The sequence below is a fragment of the Thiorhodococcus fuscus genome, from assembly GCF_042682685.1.
Taxonomy (GTDB): domain Bacteria; phylum Pseudomonadota; class Gammaproteobacteria; order Chromatiales; family Chromatiaceae; genus Imhoffiella; species Imhoffiella fuscus.
Genome location: NZ_JBHUHX010000020.1, coordinates 1 through 13,218, shown reverse-complemented (window position 1 = coordinate 13,218; position 13,218 = coordinate 1). Strand labels below are relative to the sequence as shown.

The 13,218-nt window shown below is 63.1% G+C and carries 10 protein-coding genes; 2 read left to right on the top strand and 8 right to left on the bottom strand.

The window, feature by feature from the left end; translation table 11 throughout:
- Positions 1-6: 6 nt before the first annotated feature.
- Positions 7-684 (top strand): hypothetical protein, encoded by a 678-nt coding sequence (locus tag ACFSJC_RS09820; RefSeq protein ID WP_386026169.1) that lies wholly within the window; start codon positions 7-9, stop codon positions 682-684.
- 22 nt (positions 685-706) lie between these two features.
- Here ACFSJC_RS09820 and ACFSJC_RS09815 read toward each other — a convergent pair whose 3' ends face one another.
- From ACFSJC_RS09815 to mtnA, 8 genes are all read right to left on the bottom strand, one after another.
- The gene (locus ACFSJC_RS09815; protein ID WP_386026167.1) at positions 707-1,573 is read right to left on the bottom strand and encodes a prephenate dehydrogenase; all 867 of its coding nucleotides are present in this window, start codon (positions 1,571-1,573) and stop codon (positions 707-709) included.
- Entirely contained in the window at positions 1,570-2,682 is a 1,113-nt protein-coding gene (gene hisC / locus ACFSJC_RS09810; RefSeq protein ID WP_386026165.1) for a histidinol-phosphate transaminase, read from the bottom strand. The genes ACFSJC_RS09815 and hisC overlap by 4 nt, the downstream gene beginning before the upstream one ends.
- 189 nt (positions 2,683-2,871) lie before the next feature.
- A complete protein-coding gene (gene pheA / locus ACFSJC_RS09805; protein WP_386026163.1) occupies positions 2,872-3,969 on the bottom strand; it encodes a prephenate dehydratase in 1,098 nt (365 codons plus the stop codon).
- A 16-nt stretch (positions 3,970-3,985) separates the two neighbouring features.
- Positions 3,986-5,155, bottom strand: a complete 1,170-nt coding sequence (locus ACFSJC_RS09800) for a phosphoglycerate dehydrogenase (protein WP_386026161.1) — start codon at positions 5,153-5,155, stop codon at positions 3,986-3,988.
- Positions 5,156-5,335: 180 nt separating this feature from the next.
- Positions 5,336-6,418: a 3-phosphoserine/phosphohydroxythreonine transaminase gene (gene serC, locus ACFSJC_RS09795; RefSeq protein WP_386026159.1), complete on the bottom strand. Its 1,083-nt coding sequence runs from the start codon at positions 6,416-6,418 to the stop codon at positions 5,336-5,338.
- A gap of 26 nt (positions 6,419-6,444) precedes the next feature.
- Positions 6,445-9,075 (bottom strand): DNA gyrase subunit A, encoded by a 2,631-nt coding sequence (gyrA, locus tag ACFSJC_RS09790; RefSeq protein WP_386026157.1) that lies wholly within the window; start codon positions 9,073-9,075, stop codon positions 6,445-6,447.
- A 229-nt stretch (positions 9,076-9,304) separates the two neighbouring features.
- On the bottom strand, positions 9,305-10,393 hold the full coding sequence (locus ACFSJC_RS09785; protein ID WP_386026155.1) for an EAL domain-containing protein: 1,089 nt from the start codon (positions 10,391-10,393) through the stop codon (positions 9,305-9,307).
- Positions 10,394-10,539: 146 nt separating this feature from the next.
- Positions 10,540-11,595: an S-methyl-5-thioribose-1-phosphate isomerase gene (gene mtnA / locus ACFSJC_RS09780; protein WP_386026153.1), complete on the bottom strand. Its 1,056-nt coding sequence runs from the start codon at positions 11,593-11,595 to the stop codon at positions 10,540-10,542.
- 68 nt (positions 11,596-11,663) lie between these two features.
- Between mtnA and ACFSJC_RS09775 the strand changes: the two genes are divergently transcribed.
- Positions 11,664-12,986 (top strand): TRZ/ATZ family hydrolase, encoded by a 1,323-nt coding sequence (locus tag ACFSJC_RS09775; RefSeq protein ID WP_386026151.1) that lies wholly within the window; start codon positions 11,664-11,666, stop codon positions 12,984-12,986.
- The last annotated feature ends 232 nt before the right edge of the window (positions 12,987-13,218 follow it).

Here is a 13,218-nt window from a genome sequence, read left to right as displayed (position 1 = left end):
CAGACCATGGATCGCACCATCGTCCTCTCCATCCTCGCCGCCGCTGTGCTCGGCTTCGTAGGCATGCTCCTGATCATGCCCGATCCGGTCGAGGACGACATCGTGCGCCTCCCCTGGCAGGTTCGGCAGACGGCGGACGGACACACCCAGGTCTTCGGTTTCACCTTGGGCGAGACGCGTCTTGCAGAGGTGCGGCATACCTTCGGAGAGGAGGGCGAGATGAACCTCTTCCGCACGCAGGGGAATCCGCCAAGCGACAGCGTCGAGGCCTATTTCGAGCAGATCTATCTACAGCGCCTGAGGGCGAATTTCGTCGTGACCCTAGACGTGGACGCAGCGACGCTGAGCGCGGCCTTCGATCGCGGCTTGCGCATCAGCCAGCTCGGCAGCGGAGGGAAGAAGATCAAACTGGACCCGGTCGATGCCGAGCGCATGGCCGAGCGCCCGATCCGCAGCATCAGCTATCTGCCCAAGGCGCGACTGGACGAAACACTGTTGGAGCAACGCTTTGGCGCGCCCGAGGAACGCCGGATGGAACCGGAAACCGGAATCGTCCATTGGCTCTATCCCGCGCGTGGGATCGACCTCGCCCGCGATCCCGAGGGGCATGTCGTCATCCAGTACGTGAATCCGGCCGACTTCGACAGGCTCGCAGCACCCTTGCGAGCGCTGCCGTCACCGTAACGCCCTGCCCCGCGCTTCGAACTCAGCGCGCGCTGTCGACATAGCGGTCGCGCGCCGACTTGGCCCGCTCGAAGATCTCCAGCAGATGCTCGCCGTCGGCGCGGCGGATGCTCTCGGCCAGGTCCGTCATCTCGACACCGAAGCGGGCGAGCATGGCGCTCAGCGCCTCGCGATTGGCGAGACAGATGTCGCGCCACATCACCGGATTGCTCGATGCGATACGGGTGAAGTCGCGGAAACCGCCGGCTGCATAGCGGAAGATCGCGTCGTTCTCGCGCATGCGCGCCAGGGAATCGACCAGCCCGAAGGCGAGCATGTGCGGCAGATGGCTGGTGGCGGCGAGCACCTCGTCGTGATGCGCGACCGACATGCAGGTCACCTCGGCCCCGCAGGTCTCCCACATGGCCGTCACCCGGGACAACGCGTCCGGGTCCGTCTCCGGCAACGGGGTTAGGATCACCCGGCGGTTTTCGTAGAGTTCCGCGAAAGACGCCTCGACACCGCTGCACTCGGTTCCGGCGATCGGATGCCCGGGCACCAGCGATGGAGGAACCCCCTTGAAGGCCGCCATGGCATCGGCCACCACGCTCCCCTTCACGCTCCCCCCATCGGTCACCACGGCACCGGGATCGAGACGGTCGCTGATCGCCGAGAAGACGCCTCGCATCGCGCCCAAGGGGACCGCCACGAAGACCATGTCGGCACCGGCGACGGCCTCGTCGGGACGCTGGGTGAAACGGTCGATCACGCCCAGCTCGACGGCCTGTTCGAGGTTGGCCAGCGCGCGGCCGCAACCCACCACCTCACCGACCACGCCCTCCCGGCGCAGGGCGCGCGCCAACGAGCCTCCGATCAGTCCGACCCCGATGACGGCAAGGCGCTCGATCATGCGGCGAGCACGTCCTTGAGCGCGGCGATGAAGCGCGCGTTCTCCTGCTCCAGACCGATGCTGATGCGCAGGTGGTTGGGCATACCGTAGTTGCCGACCGGGCGCACGATCACGCCGAGCCGCAACAGGGCATCATTGATGGGGGCCGCCGGGCGTCCCAGATTCAGCATGACGAAGTTGCCAACCGAGGGGATATAGCCGAGCCCCATCTCATCGAAGGCCTTCGTCAGTTGCTTCATTCCGGCGCGATTGAGTTCGACCGATGCACGGACGTGGTCACGATCGCCGATCGCCGCTGCGGCCGCTGCCTGGGCCAAGGCATTGACGTTGAAGGGCTGACGAACCCGATTGAGCAGGTCGGCGATGCGCGGATCGCTGATGCCGTAGCCGACCCGTAGCGCGGCCAGTCCGTGCGCCTTGGAGAAGGTGCGAAGCACGATCAGGTTAGAGAAGGTTTCGACCCAGTGGGTGGCGTCCGGGAAATCCGGCTCCGAGACGTAGTCGGTATAGGCCTCGTCCACGACAACGACGCAGGTCTTGGGCAGGGAACCGATGAAGGAGCGCAGCTCGTCGGCGGCCAGCCAGGTCCCGGTCGGGTTGTTCGGATTGGCGATCCAGACCACCCGAGTGCGCGCGTTGACCAGATTCGACATGGCATCGAGATCGTGGCCGAAGTCGCGCGCCTTGGCCACACGCGCCGTCGCTCCGACCGATTGGGTCGCGATCGGGTAGACCGCAAAAGAGTATTCGGAGAAGACGGACTCCACACCGGGCTGCAGAAAGGCGCGAGCGATGATGTCCAAAACGTCGTTCGAGCCGTTGCCGATGGTGATGGCGGCCGGCGAGACCCGATGATGATCGGCCAAGGCACGGCGCAGATCGAAACCGCCGCCATCCGGATAGCGTCCCAGTTCGGCCAGACAGGCGGCGATCGCCTCGCGCGCCTTGGCGCCGGGGCCGAGCGGATTTTCGTTCGACGCCAGCTTCACCGAGTCGCTGATGCCGAGCTCGCGCTCCAGCTCGGAGACCGGTTTGCCCGGCACATAGGGCGTCAGACCAGCGATCCAGGGGGCGGCGATATCGAGGAAAGGATTGTCAGCTTGGGTCATTGGAGGTCACGAATTCGTTGAGTCTAAATCCGGCAAGATGGACCACTGGGATGCGCGGCACGCGAAGAAAGACAAAGGCTGTTTCAGGCTCGCCACGCCCCTTTCGGATGGGCGCAACCGGAAAACGACTTCGAATTCTCTGCGTGCGTTGCGTTCCTTGCGGTTCAACAGCGCCATTAGGTCGGATGGTTACAACACGGCCACCGGATAGGAACCCAGCACCTTGAACAGCAGGGCATCCTTTTCGAGGTGCTCCAGGGCTGCCGCGAGCGGCAAATCCTGACGGTGCCCCATGATGTCGATGAAGAAAACATAGTCCCAGATGCCACGTCGCGAGGGACGCGATTCGATGCGCGTCATGCTGATCCCGTGCGCCGCGAGCGGCAACAGCAGGGCATGCAGCCCGCCCGATTTGTTGCGGCAGGAGAGCAGCAGGCTGGTCTTGTCCTGTCCGCTCGGCGGCGAGTCCTGCTTGCCGATCACCAGGAAGCGGGTGGTGTTGCCCGGGTCGTCCTCGATGCGCTCTGCCAGCACCTGGAGCCCATAGATCTCGGAGGCCTGAAACCCGGCGACCGCCGCAGCACCCGGCTCGCCCGCAACGATGCGCGCCGCGTCGGCGTTGCTGCCGACCGGAATGCGCTCGGCATGCGGAAGATAGCGGTCCAGCCAGCCACGACACTGAGCGAGCGACTGCTGATGCGAATAGATGGTACGGATCGCACTCAGCTCTGTCTCCTTGCTCATCAGATGGTGGTGGATCCGCAAGGAGACCTCACCCGTGATACGCAGCGGCGAGCTCATGAACAGATCCAGGGTGTGGCTGACCACGCCCTCGGTCGAGTTCTCGACCGGAACCACGCCGAAATCGCAGGCACCGGCCTCGACCTCGCGGAAGATCTCGTCGATGGTCGCCATCGCCTTGGTGACGACCGAGTGCCCGAAATGCTTGATGGCGGCGGCTTGGGTGAAGGTCCCCTCGGGTCCGAGGAAGGCGGCATTCAGCGGACGTTCCAGGGCCAGACAGGCGGACATGATCTCGCGAAAGAGCCGCGCGACCTCCTCGCCTTCGAGCGGTCCCGGATTGGCGTCCTTGATCCGCCGCAGGACCGAAACCTCGCGCTCCGGGCGGTAGAACTGCACCGCCCGCCCATCGGATTCCGTCTTGATGTGCGCGACCTTCTGGGCACAGCGCGCGCGCTCGCTGATGAGCGCCAAGATCTCCTGATCGATGGCGTCGATCCGGCGGCGAACCGCGTCGAGCTCATCGCCCGTGATATCTGTTGTCATAGTTCGATGAACCCGTTCAGCCGTCGAGACAACGCACCGAGAGCACCCCTTCGATGCCTCGGAGCTGCGCCAAGGTCGCGTCCGAGCAGCTTTGATCGAGGTCGATGAGGGTCACGGCGATGTCTCCGCGCGAGCGGTTGAGCATGTCGATGATATTGAGTCCGGCATTGGCCAGATCGGTCGAAATCTGGCCGACCATGTTGGGCACATTGCTGTTGACGACGGCGAGCCGCACGCCACCGTTGCGCGGCAAGCTGATCTCCGGAAAGTTGACCGAGTTGCTCACATTGCCGTTTTCCAGATAGTCGCGAACCTGATCGGCGACCATGATGGCGCAGTTGTCCTCCGCCTCCTTGGTGGAAGCCCCTAGGTGCGGCAGGGTGATGACGCGCGGATGGTCCTTCAGCAGATTGCTCGGGAAGTCGCAGCAATAGGCATAGAGATGCCCCTGATCCAGCGCGGTCACCACGGCATCGTCGTCGATGATGCCGGAGCGCGAGAAATTCAACAGCACGGCACCCTTGGGCAGGATGCGGATACGGTCGGCGTTGATCATGTGCCGGGTCTGGTCGTTAAGCGGCACATGGAAGGTCACGAAATCGGAGCGCGACAGCAGGTCGTCGATGCTGAGCGTGGCCTGAACGTCACGCTCCAACTGCCAGGCGTGGTTCACGGTGATGCTCGGGTCGTAGCCGACGACATGCATTCCCAGGGCGCGTGCCGTATTGGCGACCTTGACGCCGATGGCGCCCAACCCGACCACACCGAGGGTGCGACCGGGCAGCTCGAATCCGCCGAACTGCTTCTTTCCGGACTCGACCGCCTCGTTGATCGCCGCGTCCTCGCCCGAGAGCCCTCGGGCGAAGTGCCAGGCCTGGGGGATGTTGCGGGCGCTCATCAGCATGCCCGCGATCACCAGTTCCTTGACCGCGTTGGCATTGGCACCGGGGGCATTGAATACGGCCACGCCCCGTGCGGTCATGGCCGCGACCGGGACGTTGTTGGTTCCCGCGCCGGCGCGGCCGATGGCCTGGACGGTCTCGGGGATCTCCATGTCGTGCATCTTGGCCGAGCGAACCAGGATGGCATCAGGATGACTGATCTCGGATGCCACCTCGTAGGATGCGCGTGGAAGCCGCTCCAGCCCGACCACGGAGATGTTATTCAACGTCTGGATCTTGAACATGACTCGTCAATCCTAACCAGTGATGGGAACCGTCGGTCGCATGGATTCAAGCCCCCTGCGACCGAGGACGACTGTGCACCAAGACCATCGGCTCGGCGATAGACAGCCACGATGGGCGGCGGCCAGAGCCCGCGCGCCCCGTTACTCGCGAGGACACGCGGATATCGACACGGGAAGCGGTCAGCCCTGACTGCGCTCGAACTCTTGCATGAAACCGGCCAGCGCCTCAACCCCTGCCTCAGGCATGGCGTTGTAGATGCTCGCACGCATGCCGCCGACCGAGCGGTGCCCCTTGAGGGTGGTGAGACCGGCGGCCTTGGCCTCCTTGAGGAAGCGCTCGTCCAGCTCCGGATTGGCCAGCGTGAAGGGGACGTTCATCCAGGAACGCGACTGGGGATCGACGGGATTGCTGTAGAAATCCGAGCCGTCGATCAGATCGTAGAGACGCTTCGCCTTGCGCGCGTTGACGACGGCCATCGCCTCCAGACCACCCATGTCCTTGAGCCATTTGAACACCAGACCGGCCAGATACCAGGCATAGGTCGGCGGGGTGTTGTACATGGAGTCGCCGTCGGCCTGGACCTTGTAGTCGAACATGGTCGGGGTGCCCGCGATGGGCTGACCGATGAGATCCTCGCGCACGATGACGATGGTCAGACCGGCGGGACCGATGTTCTTCTGGGCACCGGCGTAGATGAGCCCGAACTTGGAGACGTCGATCGGACGCGACAGCAGGGTCGAGGACATGTCGGCGACCAGCGGCTTGCCGTTGGTCTCCGGCACATAGGGGAACTCCACGCCTTCGATGGTCTCGTTCGGCGTGTAATGGACGTAGGCCGCCTCACCGCTGAGCTTGAGTTCCTCCTGAGACGGGGCGCGCGTGAATTTGCAGTCATCGGTAGCGGCAGCGACATTCACCTCGCAGTAGTGACGTGCCTCGGCCATCGCCTTCTTCGACCAGGAACCGGTATTGATATAGTCGGCACTACTGCCGCCACGCAGCAGATTCATGGGCACGGCGGCGAACTGACTCGATGCCCCACCCTGCAGGAAGAGCACCTTGTAGTTGCCTGGAACCTTCAGCAGCTCGCGCAGATCGGCCTCTGCCTGGGCGGCGATGGACATGAACTCCTTGCCTCGGTGGCTCATCTCGGCCACGCACATGCCGCTTCCTTGCCAATCGAGCATCTCATCCCGAGCCTGGGAGAGGACCGGTTCGGGCAGCATCGCCGGACCGGCGCTGAAGTTATAGACGCGAGCCATTCTGACTTTCCCCATAGAGGTTGCGATTAATCGTCGGTGTCCGAGTCGACACCCTCTTGCGGATCCGCAGCATCGTCCGGATCCGTGGCGACATCCTCATCGGATTCGCCGTTCTCCTTGTCGCCTTCGAGGGCGACGATACGCTCGACGTAGACCAGCCGCTCGCCTTCGGCGAGATTGATGAGCTTGACGCCCTGCGCGTTGCGCCCGACCGTCGGAATTTCGTCCACCGTGGTGCGGATCAGGGTCCCGCCCTCGGTGATCAGCATGATCTCATCTCCAGGCCGAACCAGCACGGCACCAACCTGAGCGCCGTTGCGCTCGGAGGTGCTGATACCGATCACGCCCTGGGTACCACGCCCCTTGGTGGGAAACTCCTCGACCCGGGTGCGCTTGCCGTAGCCGTGCTCGGTCACGCTGAGCACGGTGCCGGGCTCGGGAACCACCAACGAGATGACCTCCTGCCCCTCCTTCAGCGTAACGCCACGCACGCCGTGCGCGGTGCGGCCCATAGCGCGAACCTGATCCTCGGAGAAACGCACCGCCTTACCGGCAGAGGTGAAGAGCATCAGGTCCTGGTTGCCGTCGGTGATGGCGACCCCGATCAGATACTCGTCATCGCGCAGATCGATGGCGATAATGCCGCGCGAAAGCGGACGAGAGAACACCTGAAGCGGGGTTTTCTTGACCGTGCCGGCGCTGGTCGCCATGAAGACGTAATAGCCTTCCTCGTACTCGCGTACCGGCAACATGGCATTGATGCGCTCACCGGCCTCCAGCGGCAGCAGATTGACCATGGGCCGCCCGCGCGCACCGCGTCCGGCCTGCGGAAACTCGTAGACCTTCAGCCAATAGACCCGACCGCGACTGGAGAAACAGAGAACCGTGTCGCGCGAGTTGGCGACGAAGATGCGGTCGATGAAGTCCTCCTCGCGGAAGGAGGTCGCGCTCTTGCCCCGACCGCCACGCCGCTGGGCCTGGTAATCGCTGATCGGTTGCGCCTTGGCGTAGCCCTGATGCGACAGGGTCACGACCACATCTTCCGGGGCGATCAAATCCTCCAGGGTCAAATCCGTATGGTCGATCTGGATCTCGGTGCGCCGGTCGTCGCCGAACTGGTCGCGCACGGCGATCAGCTCTTCGCGGATCACCTCCATCAGACGGTCCGGGTCGGACAGAATCAGCAGCAAGGCCGCGATCCGTTCCAGAATCTCCTCGAACTCCTTGAGGATTTTTTCCTGCTCCAGCCCGGTGAGTCGATGCAGCTGCAGATCCAGAATCGCCTTGGCCTGACGCTCGCTGAGACGGTAGCCGTCGCCCGAGAGACCCAAACCGGCCGCCAGATCATCCGGGCGAGTGGTCTCGGCACCGGTGCGCTCCAGCATGCCGATCACGGCACCGGGCCGCCAGGCGCGCTCCATCAGGCGCTCGCGCGCCTCCGCAGGGCTGGCCGACGCCTTGATGGTGGCGATGACCTCGTCGATATTCGCCAGCGCAATGGCGTAACCTTCCAAGACATGCGCCCGATCACGCGCCTTGCGCAATTCGTAGAGCGTGCGGCGCGTCACCACATCGCGGCGGTGACGCAGGAAATACTCCAGCGTCTGCTTGATATTGAGCGTGAGCGGCTGGCCGTCGACCAGGGCGACCATGTTGATGCCGAACACCTGCTGCATCTGGGTGTGCTGATAGAGGTTGTTCAGCAGCACCTCGGCATGGGCATCGCGCTTGAGCTCGATGACGATGCGCATGCCGTCCTTGTCGGACTCGTCGCGCAAACCGTCCTGAGCGATGCCGTCGATCTTCTTTTCCTTGACCAGCTCGGCGATACGCTCCAGCAGGCGCGCCTTGTTGACCTGGTAGGGCAGCTCGGTGACGACGATGGCCTCGCGTCCGCTACGCTTCTGGACCTCGGTCGTGGTGCGGGCGCGCATGACGCATCGACCACGCCCGGTGCGATAGGCCTCACGAATCCCGCGCACCCCATTGATGAGGCCGGCGGTCGGGAAATCCGGTCCAGGCACGAGCTCCATCAACTCCTCAATGGTGACCAGAGGGTTGTCGATGATCGCCAAACAGGCGTCGATGACCTCGCGCAGATTGTGCGGCGGAATGTTGGTCGCCATGCCGACGGCAATACCCGATGAGCCGTTGACCAGCAGATTCGGAAAGCGCGCCGGCAATACCGAGGGTTCATGCTCGGTGTTGTCGTAATTCGGTATGAAATCGACCGTATCCTTGTCCAGGTCGTCCAGCAGGGACTCGGAGATGCGCTTCATGCGCACCTCGGTATAACGCATCGCCGCAGGCGGATCGCCGTCGACCGAGCCAAAGTTGCCCTGTCCGTCGACCAGCAGATAGCGCATGGAGAAGGGCTGGGCCATGCGCACCATGGTGTCGTAGATGGCCGAGTCGCCGTGCGGGTGGTACTTACCCATGACGTCACCGACGACGCGGGCGGACTTGCGATAGGCACGGTTCCAGACGTTGCCCTGTTCGTGCATGGAGAACAGTACGCGTCGATGCACGGGCTTGAGTCCGTCGCGGACATCGGGTAAGGCGCGCCCCACGATGACGCTCATAGCGTAATCGAGATAGGACTGACGCATCTCGTCTTCGAGATTGATTGGCAGGACTTCTCTAGCGAAATCTGGCATGGGCGTGATGAACCGACTTGGTGGACCGGACGCGGTATCAGGAGCGACGCCGAATCAGGCTTGTTCTAAACCGGTCGATTCTACCACGCCAGGCCAGGTATCGCTCTTGTCGACGCATGCCTGACAAGCCCGCGAGGGGCATCGAAGGCGATGCCAAATGCGATGACGACGGTCTCGCTGGGTCCGTCGGAGGTCATGAATCCGTCCCGATCGGTCGCACCCAAAGACCTCAGCGCACTCCAGATTCGCGCGCCCAATAGCCGTGCACCTCTGGAACGATGATTTCGGGTGCCGGACGGGCGAAGAGATAGCCCTGAACCAGATCGACGCCATTCTCGACCGCATAGGCCAACTCGTCCTGGATCTCGATCCCCTCGGCCAGGATTTGAATCCCCAAATCGCGCGCGATACCGACGAGCGCCTTGAAGATGGCCTGTCGATTCCGGTCGAGATGGATATTGCGCACGATTTCCATGTCCACCTTGATGATGTCTGGCTTGAGCATGGCCAGCAAGTTGAGCGAGGCATAGCCACTGCCCACATCGTCCAAGGCAATCTGGTAGCCGACCTCGCGATAGAAATCGAGCACCTTCTTGAGATGCTTGACGTCGCGAACCTTCTCCGTTTCGGTCACCTCGAACACTATCCGCTTCGGGTCGAAATCGAGCTTGCGCGCCCAACGAACCGTCGTGCGCAGACAATGCGCCGGATCATAGATGGCGGTTGGCACGAAATTGATGAACAGCAGTCCCTCGGCACCACACTGGGCAGCGCTACGCAGGGCGGTGACGCGCGCAAGCCGATCCACCTGAAACAGGAGTTCACTGATGAACGCCTTTTCAAAGATCTCGCCGGGGAACATGAGCGTCCCATCCTCGCGCTCGGCGCGCAGCAGCGCCTCGTAACCGACCACGGTCCCGTCGACGGCACTCAGAATGGGCTGAAACCAGGACAGAAAGGATTTGCGGTCGAGGGCTCCAAGCAGATCACGCGCACCCAGCAAGTCGAACCAGCTTTCCAGGGTTCGCGCCCGCGTGAATGACTGAAAGGTCAAGGGCTGGCCAAAGGGCATCTGAAGGGCCGAGACATCGCGAATCTCAAGCGGATTGAGGACTTGCGAATCACGCAGGAATTCGAGCAGGCCGACCAGATCGACATCGGCCAAGGTGACGACCATATCCTGCCGCGCATAGGAAAGACCTGCCCCGTCGAGCACGCCGACCACCTTGTCGAGCAGCTCTCGAACGCCACAGGTCAGCAACAGATCGCCACCATCCTCGAATGAGATGGGGCTTTTCTGACAGCGTCTACAAGCCATCGAACGATCTCCTCCAGACCTCTGGAACGAAACAGCCTCCGACTGGAGCAAGTCGGCACAATACACCGAACGGTCGCGCGGGCTAGGCATCAGTGGCACACCGGGGTTGCGGCCCAGCGGGCCGCCGCCCCGACGCGGACCAAGAATCAACCCATGAGGGCGCGCATCTTCTCCGTCGTCGGATTCAGAACGACACCGCGCTCGGTCACGATGGCATCCACCAACGATGCTGGAGTCACATCGAAGACCGGATTGCGCGCGTCGCAGCCCGCCGGAGCCAGACGCCGCCCGCCACAGCTCAGCAGCTCCTCGGGATCGCGCTCCTCGATCGGGATCTCGGCGCCGGAGGCAATCTCCATATCGACGGTGGATGTCGGTGCAGCCACCATAAACTTGATACCGTGGTATTTGGCCATGACGGCCAGACCATAGGTCCCGATCTTGTTCGCCACATCGCCATTCGCCGCGATGCGATCCGAACCGACGATCACCCAGCCAACGCCTCCGGTCGCCATCAGACTCGCCGCCGCCCCATCGGCCTGCAGCGTCACGGGGATGCCATCGTGCATCAGTTCCCAGGCGGTCAGACGCGACCCTTGCATCCAGGGACGGGTCTCATCGGCATAGACCCGAACGATCTTGCCGGCGGCATACGCACTGCGCACCACGCCGAGGGCCGTGCCATAACCGCCCGTTGCCGCCGCGCCCGCGTTGCAATGGGTAATGACGTTGGTCGGCCCCGCGATCAACTCCGCACCCAGATCGCCAAGACGCCGATTCGCCGCACGGTCCTCATCATGGATGGCGATCGCCTCCTGAAGCAGGCGATCGGTCGGATCAGTCGCATCCAATGTGTCGATCAGCGAACGCATGCGTCGGATCGCCCAGAAGAGATTGACCGCCGTCGGACGCGAGGCGGCCAGACACTCCAGATCGGACTCGATCGCCGCCTTCCAGCCCTCGGTCGCAGCCGCATAGGCCGAACGCCCGGCCAGCACGACACCATAGGCCGCCGCTACGCCGATGGCCGGCGCGCCCCGCACCACCATCGCGCGAATCGCATCCGCCACATCGGCCGCCACATCATAGGCAATGAATTCGGCACGCTCAGGCAGGATGCGCTGATCGGCAAGATAGAGACGTCCCTCATGCCAGACGGCGGCATCATCGGGAGTGGGGACGGTCGGGATCGTGGTTTTCATCAAAGCCTCCTTATGGCATGTTGCCGCGCATTCTCTCTTATTCGCAGCGACAACCAAAGGACCGAGCGATGCAAGCCGAACTCCTCATCCATGCGCAATGGGTGCTTCCAGTCGATCCCGAGAACCGGCAGTTGACCGACCATGCCGTCGCCATCGCGGACGGTCGAATCCTCGCCGTCCTCCCTTACGAAGAGGCGCAACGATCGGTCCAGGCCGAGCGAGTCATCGAGCTGCCAGGACACGCACTCATCCCCGGCCTCGTCAATGCCCACACCCATGCCGCCATGACCCTGATGCGTGGCCTGGCCGACGACCTGCCGCTCATGACCTGGCTGCACGATCACATCTGGCCGACGGAGAAGCGCTGGGTCGATGAGCATTTCGTCGGCGACGGTACCCGACTGGCCGTGCTGGAGATGCTGCGCGGCGGCGTGACGTGCTTCAACGACATGTATTTCTATCCGGAGGTCACCGCACAGGTGAGCGCAGAGGCCGGAATGCGAGCGGTCATCGGTATGATCGTGGTCGATTTCCCGACCGGATATGCCGAATCGGCGGACGACTACATCGCCAAAGGGCTGGCGCTGCGCGATCAGTATCGCGATCACCCGCTTGTTCGGGTCGCCTTTGCGCCCCATTCACCCTACGCCGTTTCCGATGCCCCACTGCAACGCATCGGAACCCTGGCCAACGAGATGGAGGTGCCGATCCATCTCCATTTACATGAAACGCACGATGAAATCGTGCAATCGCTACGTGATCATGGCGAGCGCCCCATGAGCCGGCTCGATCGCCTCGGCCTGATCGGCCCTGCCTTGGCGGCCATTCATATGACACAGCTTGAGGACGATGAGATCGAGCGGCTCGCGGAATCCGGTGCCCATGTCGTGCATTGCCCGGAATCCAATCTCAAGCTCGCTAGCGGCTTCTGCCCCGTCGCCAAACTGCTGAGCGCAGGAGTCAACGTCGCGCTCGGCACCGACGGAGCCGCTAGCAACAACGACCTCAATCTGCTCGGAGAAATGCGCACTGCGGCCTTGCTCGGCAAGGGCGTTGCAAATTCCGCTGCCGCCGTTCCGGCCCATGCCGCGCTGCGGATGGCGACCATCAATGGGGCCAAAGCACTCGGATTGGAGGACGAAATTGGGTCGTTGGAACCGGGTAAATCTGCAGATTTGGTCGCGCTCGACTTACGCGACTCGCACACGCAACCACTCTACAACCCGACATCGCATCTAGTGTATGCAGCCGGACGTCATCAGGTGCGCCAGGTGTGGATCCAAGGACGCCAAGTCATCAAGGACGGCGCTCCATTGACCCTGAGCCCCACCGAGGTCATGTCGGCCGCACAGGTTTGGGGCACCCGATTGGCGGAGCATCACAAGGCATAGAGCCAATCGACCTGGATCGCGCGCGATCCAGGTCGTTTTTGCGTGCGTATCGCAGATCCGGAGTGAGAGGAAGAATAGAGCGTGTTTCTTGGCGTCGTTTGCGCCCGCGCGGTTCGTTTTTCTTGGGCGCAAAGGAGAAACCCCTTCGCTCCGATGGGAGGAAGGGGTTTCGGGATAAGGCCCTGGCGGTGACCTACTTTCGCATGGGGAAGCCCCACACTAACATCGGCGA

Excerpts from the sequence above, each read along its gene's own strand:
- ACFSJC_RS09820 (WP_386026169.1), top strand. The coding sequence starts at position 7 with ATGGATCGCACCATCGTCCTCTCCATCCTCGCCGCCGCTGTGCTCGGC.
- mtnA (WP_386026153.1), bottom strand. The coding sequence starts at position 11,595 with ATGAAAACCACGATCCCGACCGTCCCCACTCCCGATGATGCCGCCGTC.
- ACFSJC_RS09785 (WP_386026155.1), bottom strand. The coding sequence starts at position 10,393 with ATGGCTTGTAGACGCTGTCAGAAAAGCCCCATCTCATTCGAGGATGGT.
- pheA (WP_386026163.1), bottom strand. The coding sequence starts at position 3,969 with ATGACAACAGATATCACGGGCGATGAGCTCGACGCGGTTCGCCGCCGG.
- hisC (WP_386026165.1), bottom strand. The coding sequence starts at position 2,682 with ATGACCCAAGCTGACAATCCTTTCCTCGATATCGCCGCCCCCTGGATC.
- ACFSJC_RS09800 (WP_386026161.1), bottom strand. The coding sequence starts at position 5,155 with ATGTTCAAGATCCAGACGTTGAATAACATCTCCGTGGTCGGGCTGGAG.
- ACFSJC_RS09775 (WP_386026151.1), top strand. The coding sequence starts at position 11,664 with ATGCAAGCCGAACTCCTCATCCATGCGCAATGGGTGCTTCCAGTCGAT.
- ACFSJC_RS09815 (WP_386026167.1), bottom strand. The coding sequence starts at position 1,573 with ATGATCGAGCGCCTTGCCGTCATCGGGGTCGGACTGATCGGAGGCTCG.
- serC (WP_386026159.1), bottom strand. The coding sequence starts at position 6,418 with ATGGCTCGCGTCTATAACTTCAGCGCCGGTCCGGCGATGCTGCCCGAA.
- gyrA (WP_386026157.1), bottom strand. The coding sequence starts at position 9,075 with ATGCCAGATTTCGCTAGAGAAGTCCTGCCAATCAATCTCGAAGACGAG.